The following is a 15036-nucleotide window of genomic DNA, read 5'->3' on the forward strand; positions in this document are numbered from 1 at the left end:
GAGGGGTCGCGTTAGCTGTCTCTTGAGGATAGCTCCTTATGGGCACAGAGCCTGCGAAGGCTGAAAGGTGTCTTATGAAGCGTCTCACATCAATTGTTGCCGTAAATCGTGAAGGTGTGATTGGATGTGGCAACACCCTGCCTTGGCGCCTGAAAACTGATCTTCGTTTTTTTAAAGAGCAAACGCTCAGCAACGTGATTTTGATGGGCCGACGTACCTTTGATTCCCTCGGGAAAAAATGTCTTCCGGGTCGGTGTAACGTGGTCATCAGCCATAGCTTCAACCTGTTTCCAGAAACGGAAGAATGCAAAGCTGCATATGGCATTGAAGATGGGTTATTTCGAGCTAGCTTGGCACCTCGGCGCTATAAGGAAACCTTCGTTATCGGCGGCGCCAGCATGTACGAGCAGTTTGCTCCCTATGTTGACCGTTACCTAATAACGATGGTTGAGAAGGGCGTGCCAAACGGCGACACTTTCTTTGATCAAGGCCTATTAGGGAATCCAGACAACTGGACTCTAGAGAAAATTGGCTCGGCTCCACAAAGCTCCGACGACGAAGCAGCATTCACGATTTTTGAGATCAGTTCTCGTACGCCTGATGACTTCCTCAAGCGTAGAATGGCAGCGATCGAAAATGCTCGCGCTGCCTCGATGACGCAAAGAAGCTCTAAGTCGCGAAGCTCTGCCGGCACACAGCCCCTCATTCATGCGCTTCAGCCAAATTATTCGATGCTATAATTTGTCTATTCGTTGGCAGTGTAAGCAACGTCTCCTATAGCCCCTCCCATGGAGCGGCTGGACGGCGGCTCGATGGTGCCGGATCACCTTCGCGGGGGCATTGTCGCGCTTGGCAATTTCGATGGATTTCACCGCGGCCACCAGGCCGTGGTCGGCCGCGCCGTGGAGCGCGCGCGGGCGGAGGGCCGTCCGGCGCTCGTCGCGACCTTCGATCCGCATCCCGTCCGGCATTTCAAGCCCGACACGCCCCCCTTCCGCCTGACTACGCTCGACCAGCGCCAGCGCCTGTTCGCACAGGCCGGTGCGGACGCGATGCTCGTCTTCCGCTTCGATGGCGAGCTTGCCGGTGTTACCGCGCAGGATTTCGTTGCGGACCGCCTCCTCACCCGCATCGGCGTGGCGGGCGTAGTGACGGGCGAGGATTTCACCTTCGGCAAGGGGCGGGGCGGCGATATCGCGGTGCTAAAGGCGATGGGCGAAGAGCTCGGCTTTTCCGTCGATACGATCGCGCCTGTTCTGGACGATGGCGGCCCCATCTCGTCGAGCCGCATCCGCGAGGCGTTGCAGATCGGCGATTGCGAAACCGCGACGCGCCTCCTCACCCGCCCCTTCGCGATTCAAAGCGTGGTCGAACATGGCGACAAGCGGGGGCGCGAAATCGGCTATCCCACCGCCAACATGAGCCTCGGCGCTTACCTCCGCCCCGCTTTCGGCATTTACGCGGTGCGCGGGCGGCTGCCGGGCGGACGCGTGCTGGATGGCGCCGCAAGTCTCGGCATCCGGCCGATGTTTGATCCGCCGAAATTGTTGCTCGAACCCTATTTCTTTGATTTTTCCGGCGATCTTTACGGGCAGACGGTTGAGGTGGAGCTCATTTCCTACCTCCGCCCGGAAGCAAAGTTCCACGATATGGATGCGCTCATCCGCCAGATGGACGCCGATTGCGTGGAGGCGCGCAGGCGTCTTGCGCTCGACCGTTCAGCCTAAACCCACCCCGTCACCCTGAACTTGTTTCAGGGTCCATCCATCCGCCCGCGCATTGGCCGGGCATGGATGCTGAAACAAGTTCAGCATGACGATGGGTGTAAAGCGGCGCTTTCCAATTCCCCTTCACCTCGCTAATCCCGCCTGCGACATGTCCGAAAAACCCGATTATAAGAACACCGTCTTCCTGCCGCAGACGGATTTCCCGATGAAGGCTGGCCTGGCTCAGAAAGAGCCGGCTATCCTCGCGCGCTGGTCCGAGCAGCGGCTGTACGAAAAACTCCGCGCCGCGCGGAAGGACGCCAAACGCTTCATTCTTCACGACGGCCCGCCATACGCCAATGGCGACATCCATATGGGCCATGCGATGAACAAGGTGCTGAAGGACATCATCGTCCGGTCCCGCACCCTGATGGGCTATGACGCGCCCTATGTTCCGGGCTGGGACTGCCACGGCCTCCCCATCGAATGGAAGGTCGAGGAAGCCTATCGCAAGCAGAAGCTCGACAAGGATCAGGTGCCCAAGGCCCAGTTCCGCGCCGAATGCCGCGCTTATGCCGACAAATGGGTGGACGTGCAGAAGGCGCAATTCCAGCGCCTCGGCGTCATGGGCGAGTGGGACGACCCCTATCTCACCATGAATTACGAGGCCGAGGCCGCGATCGTCGGCGAGCTTCTGAAATTCGCCGAAAGCGGCCAGCTTTATCGCGGCGCCAAGCCTGTCATGTGGTCGCCGGTCGAAAAGACCGCTTTGGCCGAGGCCGAGGTGGAATATGAGGACATCACCTCGACCCAAATCGATGTTGGGTTCGAGATTGTTGAGAGCCCGATTGCGGAACTAGTCGGCGCCTACGCGGTAATCTGGACGACGACGCCGTGGACGATCCCGGTCAATCAAGCTTTGGCTTATGGACCGGAGGTCGATTACGTTCTGGTCGAATTAACGCAGATTCTTCAGTCGGCTGGGCCAGAAGACACCTCTGCTCTCGTTTTTGGCCGCAAGCTGCTGCTAGCTGAGCCGCTCGTTCGCGCCTTTTTTTCCCGTAAGCACATCAGTAATTTGGAAATGACTGAACACTGGCGCGGTAAAGGCTCCGAACTCGCCGGAACCCTTGCGCGCCACCCAATGCACAAGCTCGGCGGCTTCTACGCCACGCCGCGCCCCCTCCTCCCCGGCGATTTCGTCACCACGGATGCGGGTACGGGCCTCGTCCACATGGCGCCGGATCATGGCGAGGACGACTTCCTGCTCTGCAAGGCACATGGGATCGATCCGGTTTTCGCGGTCACCGACGATGGGCGTTATCGCGAGGATTGGGCTTGGCTCGGTGGCGAGGGCAGCGTCATCAATCCCAAGTTCAATGCGTCGGGCAACAAGTCCAAGATGGAGGAAGGCCCGATCTGCCGCGACCTGCGCGAGGCGGGTGCTTTGCTCGCTGCGTCGGACGATTTCCAGCACAGCTATCCGCACAGTTGGCGCTCCAAGGCGAAGGTCATCTTCCGCTGCACGCCGCAATGGTTCATTCCGATGGATCAAGTCCCCTCTCCCGACGGGAGAGGGAGGGGCCCAGGCGCAGCCTGGGAGGGTGAGGGTGCGCCTTCATCCGATCACCCTCACCCCGGCCCTCTCCCAATGGGAGAGGGAGGTCGCGGGCATAACAGCGCCACAATGACACTCCGCGAAACAGCGCTCGGCGCGATCGAAGAAACCCGCTGGGTTCCGGCAAAGGCGCAGAACCGCATTCAGGCGATGGTCGCGGGACGGCCCGATTGGGTCATTTCCCGCCAGCGCGCCTGGGGCGTGCCGATCGCGCTTTATGTGAACCGCGAGACGGGCGACTATCTCCGCGATCCCGCCGTCAACCGGCGGATCGTGGAGGCGTTCAAGCAGAACGGGGCCGACGCCTGGTTCATGGCGCGGCATGAAGAGCTGCTCGGGCCCGATCACAATATCGCCGATTACGACATCGTCACCGACATCCTCGATGTGTGGTTCGATAGCGGCTCGACCCACGCTTATGTAGTGGAAGCGCGTTATGGCGAAGGCACACGCGCCGACCTCTACGTCGAGGGGTCCGACCAGCATCGCGGCTGGTTCCAATCCTCGCTTCTCGAAAGCTGCGGCACGCGCGGGCGGGCGCCTTATGAAGCGGTGCTGACGCACGGCTTCGCGCTCGACCAGAATGGCCGCAAGATGTCGAAATCGATCGGCAATGTCGTCGATCCGCTCAAGATCATCGACGAAAGCGGCGCGGATATCCTTCGCATGTGGGTCGCCTCGACCGATTATTTTGAGGATGTGCGCATCGGCAAGGAAGTGCTCGCGGGCACGTCCGACGCCTATCGCAAGCTTCGCAACACCTTCCGCTATTTGCTCGGCGCACTCGGCGATTTCGCCGACGAAGAACGCGTTGCGGCGCAGGAGATGCCGGAGCTGGAGCGTTGGGTGCTCCATCGCCTCGCATTGCTCGATGCGGAGCTGAAATCGGCGGCCGACGCCTTCGAATTCAATCGCTACACCCGCGCGATCACCAATTTCGCGAATGACGATCTCAGCGCCTTTTTCTTCGATATCCGCAAAGACAGTCTCTATTGCGACGCGCCGACATCGTTGAAGCGCCGCGCCTATCGCACGGTGCTCGACATCGTCTTCCACGCGTTGGTGCGCTGGTCCGCGCCGATCCTCTGCTTCACCGCCGAGGAAGTGTGGGCGAGCCGCTATCCGGACGCGGGCTCCATCCATCTCGAAACCTGGCCTGAGGTCGATGGTGCATGGCGCGAAGACGCGCTTGGCGAGAAATGGGATTTGCTCCGTGCGCTGCGCACACGTGTGACCGAGGCAATCGAGCCGATGCGCCGCGACAAGATCATCCGGTCGAGCCTTGAGGCCCAGGTCGGCCTGACGCTCGCCGAAGCCGATTTGCTGGCCGCCGTTCGCTCCGTGGATTTCGACGAACTTTGCATCGTGTCCGAACTGGAGACGAACGAAGGCGATAAGGATGTCATCGCGGTAGCGCGGACCGACAATGAAAAGTGCGGCCGCTGCTGGCGCCTTCTTCCGGAAGTGAAGGAAGACGGCGCCCTATGCGCTCGCTGCGACGAGGTTTTGAATGGGTAATCCCCTCCCCGTCACCCCACACTTTCCCGTCACCCTGAACCCTTCGACTGGGCTCAGGACATGCTTGTTTCAGGGTCAATCTTCGGGCATCGCGCCGGCGTCGCCATGGATGCTGAAACAAGTTCAGCATGACGGATTGGGGTTTATCGCGTGATTGCTGGAAATTATCGTCGCTTGGGCCTCTTCATCGCCGCCCTCATCTTCATCGCCGATCAGGTGACGAAGTGGCTGATGATCGGCCCGCTCCAGCTCCAGCAGCGCGGCCTTATCGAAGTGCTGCCGATCTTCGATCTGCGCTGGACGGAAAATCGCGGCGTTTCCATGGGCTTCCTGACTGCGGGATCGGAGCTGGAACGCTGGCTGCTCGTCGCCATGACCGCAGCCATCGCGACCGGTGTCCTGATCTGGCTGTGGCGGGAAAAGAACAAACTCGACGCAATCGCCTTGTCGATCGTCTTGGGTGGCGCGCTCGGCAATATCGTCGACCGCGCGCGTTTCGGCTATGTCGTCGACTTCGCCGACCTGCATTTTGGTGACGTTCATCCCTTTTTGGTATTCAATGTCGCCGATGCTGCCATTAGCATCGGCGTTCTGTTACTGGTCGTCCGCGCGCTGCTGACTCGCGAGCCGAAGGCCACTCGGAAGGAAATTTAAAGAATGCGTATCGTGAAATTCGGTCTTGCTCTGACGGCGGCAACTTTGGTGGCGGGCTGCGGCACGACAGGCGGGCTTTCCAACCGCAATGCGCCGGACGAATTTGCAGTGACACGCAACCAGCCACTGGTCATTCCGCCCGATTTCGCACTGACCCCGCCGCGTCCGGGCGAAGCTGCGGCACAAGGCGTCGACAGCCGCACGCAGGCGCTGGAAGTCCTGTTCGGCGGCCCCGCGCAGCGCAGCGCTGCTGAACAGCAAATTCTGGGTGAGGCGGGCCGCGATTCTGCCGCGCCGGGTGCCCGTTCCACGGCCAGCGACCCGAACACGGCGGTTGTCGACAAGGGCGCAACCACGCAGACGATCATCGCCGCTCCGGAAGGCGATGGCCAGGAAGCCAGCGTCTCGACGCCGCAATAATTTTCCCGTCATTGCGAGGAGCGCAAGGGGGGAAGCAATCCCACCTCGCGGTCGGGTTCAGTGCCGCTGGATTGCTTCGCTCCGCTCGCAATGACGACGTCTTTGCGCTCCTAATAAAATAGGAGCCAGATAGAGCGTTCGGTGCCGCTGGGCTCCTGCTTTCGCAGGAGCACCTTGGTACAAGTTAGAAGCGCAGCCCGGCCGATACGACGAGGCCCGCATCCTGCCCCTTCACCGACGGAAGGTCGGTATCGACATAGCGGATCCCGGCTTCGATCGGCCCAAACTGATGGCGCGCGCCCAGCGACCAGTTCCAATAACTGCCGTAGCGCCCCCAATCCTGCCGTCCGGCCTGCGCGGTCAGCGTCAGGCCGGTAAGCGGAATGCCCGCTTCCGCGCCCGCGAACAGATAGAGCATGTCTTCATCCCCAATCGCTTCCTGCGACCAGGCATATTGTGCGCCCGCCGTCGCCTCCAGCGGGCCGATCTGATAGGACAGTGACGCATAGGGTTCGAAATAGCCGGTGTCGCCCTCACTCCCCGGAAAGGCGTAATAGCGCAGCCCCGCATCCACCGACGTGCCAAGGCTCAGCTGCGTGGAATAGCCGCCGTAGAGGTCGAGCTGGACATTGCCGTAATCGTCGAGATCGTTGAGCGTCGTCCCCCGTCCGCCCAGGTAGAAATCGCCCGCCGATACGGTCAGCCCTGCCTGAAGCGCGGGATCTTCGCCGGACCGCGACACGCCGCGGAAGCGGTAGTCGGACAGGATCATTGCCTCCGCATCGATGGACACGCCGGTGCCCGGGATCTGCGCGGCGGCGGGAGTAGAGAGGGCGAGAAGGCCCAGCGGAAGAAGGAGACGCATAAACTGTCCTTTAAATGGCTTGGGAGCCTCCTGCCCGAGAGAATCCGTCTGTACAACCACCCGATCGCCCTGAGCTTGTCGAAGGGCTGTTCTCTACTTCCGATGTGTTAGAAAGGGAAAGCAGGGCTTCGACAGGCTCAGCCCGAACGGTTTATATATGCGAAAAGGCCTGTTCGAGATCGGCGATCAGATCCTCCACATCCTCCAGCCCGATATGGAAGCGAACGATCAGCTCCTTGCCATTCGCCCACCCGCCTGCGGTCCGGATGCGATGCAGGTCTACCGGAAGGGCAAGGCTTTCATAGCCTCCCCATGAAAAGCCGATCCCGAAATGCCGCAGGCTGTCGACGAACCGAGAGCGCGCGGCATCGTCCCGCGTTTTGAGGATAATCGAGAACAGCCCTGACGCGCCGCGAAAGTCGCGCCGCCAATATTCGTGCCCCGGTGCATCCGGCATGGCGGGATGAAGCACCCGCTCAACCTCCGGGCGCGCGGCCAGCCATTGCGCGACTTTCAGCGCGCTTTCCTGATGCTGGCGGAGCCGTACACCGAGCGTTCGGAGCCCGCGCAGCGCGAGATACGCATCATCGGGCGACACGCATTGACCGAAGGCCTGCGCGGTCCGCTAAAGGCGATCCCACGTGCCCGGCGAAGCCGTGACCGATCCCATCATCGCGTCCGAATGGCCGACCACATATTTCGTGCAGGCGAGGATCGACAGGTCAACGCCATGGCCGATCGCCGGAAACAGCAGGGGCGTCGCCCAAGTATTGTCGATGAGGCTTATCGTGCCGCGCTCCCGCGCCCGCGCCGCAATGCCGGGCACGTCCTGCACTTCCATGGTGAGCGAGCCCGGACTTTCGAGGAACACGGCCTTCGCGCCCGCATCCATCAGCCGGTCCAGCGTCTCGCCATCGATCGGATCGTAATAGATGGTCGTGACGCCCAGCCGTGCCAGCACGTCGTCGCAGAAATGGCGGGTGGGCGCGTAGACGCTGTCGGTCATCAGCAAGGTATCGCCCGGCCCGAGCACCGCCATGAGCGCCGTCGTGATCGCCGCGACGCCTGACGGAAAGAGCTTCGTGCCCGCCGCACCCGGCTCCAGCCCGGTCAGCGCCTCTTCGAGCGACCAAATACTTGGCGTCCCTTGCCGGCCATAATGAAGTTGGCGCGGTTTGCCGGATTTGGCGCGAAGATCGGCAACGCTGTCGAACAATATGGTCGATGCGCGATGAACCGGCGGATTGACGAGGCCCGCCGTCCATTCCTTCCGCCGCCCGCCCGAAACCAGCCGTGTATTGGGGCCATCCCCCTGCTCACTCATGCCCGGCCCGTCGCCTTGGGCATAGCCGGATCCGCGCCCCATTCCGCCCAGCTGCCATCGTAGAGCCGCATATCGTCCTTACCCAAAAGAGCGGCGGCGAGCATGACGCTGCAGGCGGTGACGCCCGACCCACAGGTGGCGATCATGGGCTTGGCGAGATCCACGCCCGCCGCGTCGAATGCGGCGCGAAGCGTGACGCCGCGCTTAAACGTCCCATCAGGATTGTAAAGGCTTGCATAAGGAAGGTTACAGGCGCCGGGGATGTGGCCGGGCGTCACGTCCGGCCTTGGCTCGGCTTCTTCGCCCGCAAACCGCGCGGCGCCGCGCGCATCGACGATCTCATGTCCGTCGGAATGGACAAGCGCCGCGACCGCCTCCTTCGTCATCACCTGACTGCGGTCGAGCGCTGCGCTGAAATGTCCTGTGTGCATGGGCGACGGCGTACCGCTTTCCACGGGCCGCCCTTCGCTCGTCCATTTGCCGAGCCCGCCGTCGAGCACTGCGACCTCTCGCGCGCCATAGGCCTTCAGCAGGAACCAGCCCCGCGCCGCCGTATGCAAAGGCGAATTGTCGTAAACGACGATGCAATGCCCATCGCCAAGCCCCGCCGCCTGCATGCGGCTCGCGAATTTGTGATCGGGCGGCAACTTGCCGACAACCGGCTCTTCGTTCGCGCAGAGTTCGCCCAAGTCGATAAATACGGCGCCGGGAATATGCGCCGCCTCATATTCCGCCCTCGCATCCCGCGACGTGCCCGGAAGGAACCAGGTCGCGTCCACCACGCTTAGATCGGGATCGTCGATCCGTTCCGCCAACCATTCCGTTGAAACCAGCACATCCATGATCATGCCTTTCGGTCGCCTGGGACAGTCGCGCTTATAAACGCCCTTCAGCCGGTGAAATCAAATCCAGCTCTTTGTGATCGTTCCGCTATTCCAACGACTATTTTTTTCGCCGGCGCTCTTAGGCTGCAACCAAGGCCGGGCGCCTTTTGTTAAATAGCCCAAGTGGGTTGAGCGGGCGAAGTTGGAGTGAGCCATGATGCTGAAACCCGTTCTTGCGCTTGCCGCAGCCGCCCTTCTTCCCTCCTCGGCGCTTGTCGCGCAGGCTCCGGCGCAAAGCCCGGATGCCTGGGATTTCGCCAGCGAAGGCAATGCGTGCATGGCGACGGCTCATTCGGGTAGCGGCGGCACGACGCTGTCCATTCTCGCGTCGCCGACCGATGGCGCCTTCATTTTCCTTGTGCAAAATCCCGGATGGCAGACGTTGCAGGACGGCGAGAAATATCCCGTCGCCGTTGAATTCGATGATTTCGGGCCCTGGAAGATCGAGGCGGCGGCCCGTGCTGACATCGATGCTGATGGCCCCGGCCTCGCCTTCACTGTCGCGCCGGGCCGCGAGGATGGCAACGGCTTCATTCAGGAGATGATCACGGCCGGACGGATGGAAATCGTCGCCGAAGGCCAGGCCGTCGGAGCGCTGAACGTGACGGGCAGCGAGCAGGCCATGCAGGGTCTCGCGACATGTCTCGCCGATCGTTGGGCGAATCTCGACCTTGAAGGCGTGGAAGGCGAAACTATTCCGGCTTCGGGTGAAGCCACGCCGCTCTGATTAGCGAGGCCGGGTGCTCTGACGGAAGCTGGAGCACTAAGCCCTTCCCCTTCTCTCGCGAGCGCCTTAAATCGGCGGCATGACCCTAAAGCATCTCGGCCAGACCAGCCAGCTTCCCGCAACGCCGGATGAAGCCGTTCTCGATTACGTCCCCAATCCGCGTCCGGGCGCGCTTTATCTGGTGCGTTTCACAGCGCCCGAATTCACCTCGCTCTGCCCGGTCACGGGCCAGCCTGATTTCGCCCACTTGATGATCGACTACGCCCCTGGCGAGACGATCGTGGAATCAAAATCGCTGAAGCTCTTCCTTGGCGCGTTTCGCAATCATGCCGCCTTCCATGAGGATTGCACGGTCGGCATCGCGCAGCGGCTGGCCGACGAGATGAAGCCGGCATGGCTTCGCATCGGCGGCTATTGGTATCCGCGTGGCGGGATTCCGATCGATGTTTTCTGGCAGACGGGCGAGCCGCCCAAGGGCCTGTGGGTGCCCGATCAGGGTGTCGTCCCCTACCGCGGGCGGGGCTGAGGATTGTTTGTGCGAGCTTGTCTAAACTGAGCCCTTCGCACGCCCTTCGACAGGCTCAGGGCTAGCGGAGGAAGGGCAGATTGGCATGAGGATCGCCATATTCGGTGCGGGATCGATCGGCTGCTTCGTCGGCGGAGCCTGGGCATCACGGGGCGCCGACGTTACCCTGATCGGGCGCCCTCATGTTGGCGACGAACTTGTCCGGCACGGCCTGAAGCTCAGCGCTTATGATGGATGGTCCACTTTTTTACCGCCGGACGCGGTCCGGTTCACCAGCGATGCCGCTGCGCTTGCCGGTGCCGACATCATAGTCCTGACGGTAAAAAGCGTGGCGACCGAGATTGCGGCCCGTGACATAGCCCATCACGCCCGGCTCGCCGTGCCCGTGGTCAGCGTCCAGAACGGCGTCGCCAATGCCGAACGCCTGCGCGCCCTACTGCCGGGCCACACGATCCTTGCAGGCATGGTGCCCTATAATGTCGCCCGCCTTGGCGACGGGCGGTGGCACAAGGGGACGAAGGGCGATCTCGTCATGGATGCCGGACCCGTAGGCGAGGCGCTGCGTGCCATTGCGGGGCCCGGCCCGGCGGCGCTGCGGCTCTCCGCCGATATGCCGAGCCTGCTCTGGGGCAAGCTGGTCATCAACCTCAACAATGCAGTGAACGCATTGTCCGGGCTGCCTTTACGTGCCCAGCTTCGGCAGCGTGGCTACCGGCGCGTGGTCGCGGCAGCGCAAAGGGAAATGCTTATCCTGCTCGCCGCGGCAGATATTCGCCCGGCCAAGGTGAGCGCCCTGCCGCCCTCTATTCTACCTTATGCTTTTGCGGCGCCGGATTGGCTATTCAACGGCTTGCTGCTGCATGCGCATAAAGTCGATGCCACGGCCCGTAGTTCGATGGCTGACGATTTTGCGGCGGGGCGGGCGACCGAGATCGACTATCTGAATGGAGGGGTGGTTGCTCTCGCGCGGCGGATCGGAAAGGCGGCACCCGTCAATGCCCGCATTGTCGGGCTGGTCCGCGATGCCGAACGGGGCGGGCGCCGCGATTGGAACGCGGATGCGCTTCAAAAGGCGGTGCTGACTTAATCTTGTCGGAATCGGCTGTTACTGACATGATTGTGAACAATATGACTCAAGCCTACCGCTATCCGATCGGGATTGACCCCGCCGACATCGACTTCATGGGTCATGTCAACAATGCCACTTATCTGAAATGGGTGCAGTCTGCGGTCATCAGCCACTGGCAGAAGCTGGCGCCGGCGGAGGCCGTTGCGCGCCACCTGTGGGTCGCGCTCAAGCACGAGATCACCTACCGCAAGCCAGCCTTCCTCGATGACGAGGTCTTTGCCTCCGTCGTGCTGGAAAAGGTGGAAGGTGCGCGCGCTTTCTACCAAACGCTCATCAAGCGCGGTGAAGATGTACTCGCCGAAGTCCAATCGAGCTGGTGTTGCCTCGACGCCGCCACGCGCCGCCCCGCCCGCATCGCCAAGGACATTGCGGCCTATTTCTTCCCCGAACGGGATTAGAACGCATAATCGCCATCGTCATTGCGAGGAGCGTAGCGACGCGGCAATCCAAGCGCCGGTCGATTGCTTCGCTAACGCTCGCAATGACGATGTGGATTATCGCCCCTTGAACAGTCCGCCGAGCAAGCCGCGGATCAATGAGTTAGCGACCGTGTTCACGACTTGGCGCTGGGCCGATTTGCCAACCTGACGCATCAGTTCCTCATGCAGCGGCGCATTGGCGCGGCGCTCCCGCTCGATCCGCGCCTGCTCGCGTGCCTGAGCCGCTTCGACCTTCATCCGCTCCGCCGCAGCTTTAGTTTCCGCTTTCTGCGCTTCGACGGCAGCGGCAGCGGCGGCTGCCTCTTCGCCCCGAGCCTTCAATATTTCCTCGGCGCTTTCACGATCCACGGCGGTGTCATATTTTCCGGCCACCGGAGAGGTCGACTGAATGATCGCCCGCTCGCGAGGTTCCAGCGGCCCAAGCCGTGAGCGCGGCGGCTTGATCAGGGTCCGCTCGACCGGAGACGGCGAGCCGTCAACCTGAAGCAGCGACACCAGCGCCTCACCCACCTTAAGCTCCGTAATCGCCGTTTCGACATCGAGAGCCGGGTTGACGCGGAACGTCTCGGCTGCCGCCTTGATCGCTCGCTGGTCGCGCGGCGTGAAAGCGCGCAACGCATGCTGGATGCGGTTGCCAAGCTGGCCCGCAACGTCCTCCGGAATGTCGATCGGGTTTTGCGTTACGAAATAGACGCCAACGCCCTTGGACCGGATCAGGCGCACGACCTGCCCGATCTTGTCCTGAAGCGCGGGCGGCGCATCGTCGAACAGCAAATGCGCCTCGTCGAAGAAGAAGACGAGCACCGGCCGATCCAGATCGCCAACCTCTGGAAGCGTCTCGAACAATTCTGACAGCAGCCAGAGAAGGAAGGTCGCATAGAGTTTCGGCGTCGCCATCAACCGGTCGGCAGCAAGGATATTGATGAAGCCGCGACCCTGATCGTCCTTCTGCAACAGATCGGCGATATCGAGCGCTGGTTCGCCGAAGAACATTTTACCGCCCTGCGATTCCAGCTGCAGTAATTGCCGCTGAATCGCGCCGACGCTGGCCTTCGTCACGTTGCCGTAGCGGGCGCTCAGATCCCCCGCCTTGTCCGCGCAATAAGCGAGCAGGGCCTGCAAGTCTTCAAGGTCGAGAAGAAGCAGCCCTTCTTCGTCCGCCACATGAAAAGCGATCGTCAGTACGCCTTCCTGCACCTCATTGAGGTTCATCAAGCGGGCAAGAAGCAGCGGGCCCATTTCGGTGACGGTGGTGCGGACCGGATGTCCCTGCTCACCGAATATGTCCCAGAAGATCGCGGGATTATCGCTATATGCGAACCCCTCCATGCCGATCTCGGCGGCGCGGGCGGTGAGCGCGGCATGGGCTTTGCCGGTCGGCGATCCCGCCATGGCGATGCCCGCCAGATCGCCCTTCACATCGGCGAGGAAGACCGGCACGCCAGCGGCCGAAAAGCTTTCGGCCAGGCCCTGTAGCGTCACGGTTTTGCCGGTGCCGGTCGCGCCCGCGATCAACCCGTGGCGGTTTGCGCGATTGAGGATGAGCTGCTGCCTTTGCCCGCCGCCGAGGCCGACGAAGATTGAGCCTGCATCATCCATAAAACCTCCCATACATTGCCGCGCCCTTTGTGACCCAAAAGGCGCGGCAAGGCGACAGGATTATCAGCGGCTGGAAAGCTCCACCCCAACGTAAATGGGTGGCGTATTTCCGCGGCGGATGAGCAGCAACACGCTCTTGCGATTTGCCGAGCGGGCCGCCTGGACAATGGCTGCCGCTTCCTCCGGCGTCCGCGTCGGACGCTGGTTGATCGACAAGATGATGTCGCCGCGACGAACGCCCTTCGCCGCCGCATCGCTCGACGCATTAACCTCGGCGATCACAACACCCTTCAAATTGACGTCGTTGAGGCGAAGCGAGCGGGCGACTTCCGGCGTCAGCGTCTGGACAGTGACGCCCAAGCCTTCGCGGGCCGCCTTCTGGCTGTCCGACTGCTGGGAAGCCGGCGGCTCGGTCAGTTCCTGCTCTTCCTCAACCCCGCTCAGACGGCGCAATTCCTCGTCGGTCGGGCGCTCGCCGACCTGGACCTGCACCGTCTGACGGCGGCCATCGCGAATGAACTCGACCGGGATACGCGATCCGACCGGCGTATTCGCAACGATATAGGCGAGAGAATCTTCGGGCGTGACCGGACGATTGTTGACGGTGATGACCACGTCGCCCTGGCGGATGCCCGCACGCGCGGCCGGGCCGCTTTCGGTGACGCTGCGGATCAGTTCGCCGCGATTCTTCTCGATGCCCAGCGATTCCGCGATGCCGTCATCAAGCCGTTGCAGACCGACGCCGATATAGCCGCGCTGCACGCGCTGGCCCTTTTGCAGGGATTCGATGATCGGGCGTGCCTGTTCAGCCGGGATGGCGAAGCCGAGGCCGACATTGCCCCCGGTGGGCGAGATGAGCGCGGTGTTGATGCCGATAACGTTGCCGTTCAAATCGAACATCGGGCCGCCCGAATTGCCGACGTTGATCGACGCATCCGTCTGGATGTAGCGGTCGTAAAGGCCTGCCTCGAGATTGCGGTGAACCGCCGACACGATGCCTGCGGTGACGGTGCCGCCCAGACCGAACGGGTTGCCGATCGCCACCACCCAGTCGCCAACGCGGGTCTGCGTCGAATCCCCGAAGCGGACGAACGGCAAATCGTTCGACTTGATCTTGAGAAGCGCAAGATCCGACGCCTGATCGCGGCCCACCAGTTCGGCCGCGAATTCGCGGCGGTCGGACAGGGTCACGATGATTTCGTCCACCGTCGCATTGCTGCGCGCGGGCGAGACGACGTGGTTGTTCGTGACGATATAGCCGTCAGCCGAGATCAGGAATCCGGAGCCCAAGGAGCCGCCGCGCTGCGTGACGGTGTTGTCTTCCCCGCCATTGTTGGGCACCTGGCCGCCAAACTGGCGGAAGAACTCCTCAAAGCCCGGCGGCAATTGCTGGTTGCGGCGGACTTCGATGCTTTGACGGGTGGAGATATTCACCACCGCAGGCGCGAGACGTGCAGTAAGGTCCGCAAAGCTCATCGGCGCGCCGGGGCGCGGCGCGGTCGCGGCAATTGGCCCTTCATTCTGCGCGGTCTGCGCATTGGTGGGGTTGATGGTCAGCGTCGCAGCGGCTCCGCCCAGCAACACGGCAGCGGTAAAGCCATAAACGTAACGCACGATAGCAATCCT

Annotated in this window: 13 protein-coding genes and 1 pseudogene; 9 read left to right on the forward strand and 5 right to left on the reverse strand. The window is 62.1% G+C overall.

Annotated features, from left to right (window positions below; all coding sequences use genetic code 11):
• The first annotated feature begins 74 nt into the window (after window positions 1-74).
• From C7I56_RS08470 to C7I56_RS08490, 5 genes are all read left to right on the forward strand, one after another.
• On the forward strand, window positions 75-740 hold the full coding sequence (locus tag C7I56_RS08470; RefSeq protein ID WP_158703060.1) for a dihydrofolate reductase: 666 nt from the start codon (window positions 75-77) through the stop codon (window positions 738-740).
• Window positions 741-788: 48 nt separating this feature from the next.
• Entirely contained in the window at window positions 789-1727 is a 939-nt protein-coding gene (locus tag C7I56_RS08475) for a bifunctional riboflavin kinase/FAD synthetase (RefSeq protein WP_106640129.1), read from the forward strand.
• Window positions 1728-1875: 148 nt separating this feature from the next.
• Window positions 1876-4842: an isoleucine--tRNA ligase gene (gene ileS, locus C7I56_RS08480; protein WP_106640130.1), complete on the forward strand. Its 2967-nt coding sequence runs from the start codon at window positions 1876-1878 to the stop codon at window positions 4840-4842.
• A gap of 153 nt (window positions 4843-4995) precedes the next feature.
• Window positions 4996-5496 (forward strand): signal peptidase II, encoded by a 501-nt coding sequence (gene lspA, locus C7I56_RS08485; RefSeq protein WP_106640229.1) that lies wholly within the window; start codon window positions 4996-4998, stop codon window positions 5494-5496.
• A 3-nt stretch (window positions 5497-5499) separates the two neighbouring features.
• Window positions 5500-5916, forward strand: a complete 417-nt coding sequence (locus tag C7I56_RS08490; RefSeq protein ID WP_106640131.1) for a DUF3035 domain-containing protein — start codon at window positions 5500-5502, stop codon at window positions 5914-5916.
• 184 nt (window positions 5917-6100) lie between these two features.
• On the opposite strand, the gene C7I56_RS08495 is transcribed toward C7I56_RS08490, so the two are convergent.
• The 3 genes and pseudogenes from C7I56_RS08495 to sseA form a co-directional block, all read right to left on the reverse strand.
• On the reverse strand, window positions 6101-6781 hold the full coding sequence (locus tag C7I56_RS08495; protein ID WP_106640132.1) for a TorF family putative porin: 681 nt from the start codon (window positions 6779-6781) through the stop codon (window positions 6101-6103).
• 151 nt (window positions 6782-6932) lie between these two features.
• Window positions 6933-8105: pseudogene (gene metC / locus C7I56_RS08500) on the reverse strand (cystathionine beta-lyase).
• On the reverse strand, window positions 8102-8947 hold the full coding sequence (gene sseA, locus C7I56_RS08505) for a 3-mercaptopyruvate sulfurtransferase (RefSeq protein WP_106640230.1): 846 nt from the start codon (window positions 8945-8947) through the stop codon (window positions 8102-8104). Before sseA ends, metC begins: the two are co-directional and overlap by 4 nt.
• 196 nt (window positions 8948-9143) lie before the next feature.
• On the opposite strand from sseA, the gene C7I56_RS08510 reads away from it, so the two are divergent.
• The 4 genes from C7I56_RS08510 (at window position 9144) to C7I56_RS08525 (ending at window position 11769) form a co-directional block, all read left to right on the forward strand.
• Window positions 9144-9716 carry a hypothetical protein gene (locus tag C7I56_RS08510; RefSeq protein WP_106640133.1) on the forward strand — a complete coding sequence of 191 codons (573 nt, stop codon included), beginning with the start codon at window positions 9144-9146 and terminating at the stop codon, window positions 9714-9716.
• Window positions 9717-9795: 79 nt separating this feature from the next.
• Window positions 9796-10242 carry a preQ(1) synthase gene (queF, locus tag C7I56_RS08515; RefSeq protein ID WP_106640134.1) on the forward strand — a complete coding sequence of 149 codons (447 nt, stop codon included), beginning with the start codon at window positions 9796-9798 and terminating at the stop codon, window positions 10240-10242.
• 85 nt (window positions 10243-10327) lie between these two features.
• Window positions 10328-11329 carry a 2-dehydropantoate 2-reductase gene (locus C7I56_RS08520; protein ID WP_106640135.1) on the forward strand — a complete coding sequence of 334 codons (1002 nt, stop codon included), beginning with the start codon at window positions 10328-10330 and terminating at the stop codon, window positions 11327-11329.
• A 41-nt stretch (window positions 11330-11370) separates the two neighbouring features.
• Window positions 11371-11769, forward strand: a complete 399-nt coding sequence (locus tag C7I56_RS08525; protein WP_106640231.1) for an acyl-CoA thioesterase — start codon at window positions 11371-11373, stop codon at window positions 11767-11769.
• Window positions 11770-11865: 96 nt separating this feature from the next.
• Here the strand turns inward: C7I56_RS08525 and C7I56_RS08530 are convergent, their stop codons facing one another.
• Together C7I56_RS08530 and C7I56_RS08535 are read right to left on the reverse strand one after the other, a co-directional pair.
• The gene (locus tag C7I56_RS08530) at window positions 11866-13410 is read right to left on the reverse strand and encodes a helicase HerA-like domain-containing protein (protein ID WP_106640232.1); all 1545 of its coding nucleotides are present in this window, start codon (window positions 13408-13410) and stop codon (window positions 11866-11868) included.
• A 63-nt stretch (window positions 13411-13473) separates the two neighbouring features.
• Window positions 13474-15024 (reverse strand): Do family serine endopeptidase, encoded by a 1551-nt coding sequence (locus C7I56_RS08535; protein ID WP_106640136.1) that lies wholly within the window; start codon window positions 15022-15024, stop codon window positions 13474-13476.
• Window positions 15025-15036 lie beyond the last annotated feature (12 nt).

Source organism: Allosphingosinicella vermicomposti, from assembly GCF_003012815.1.
Taxonomy (GTDB): Bacteria; Pseudomonadota; Alphaproteobacteria; order Sphingomonadales; family Sphingomonadaceae; genus Allosphingosinicella; species Allosphingosinicella vermicomposti.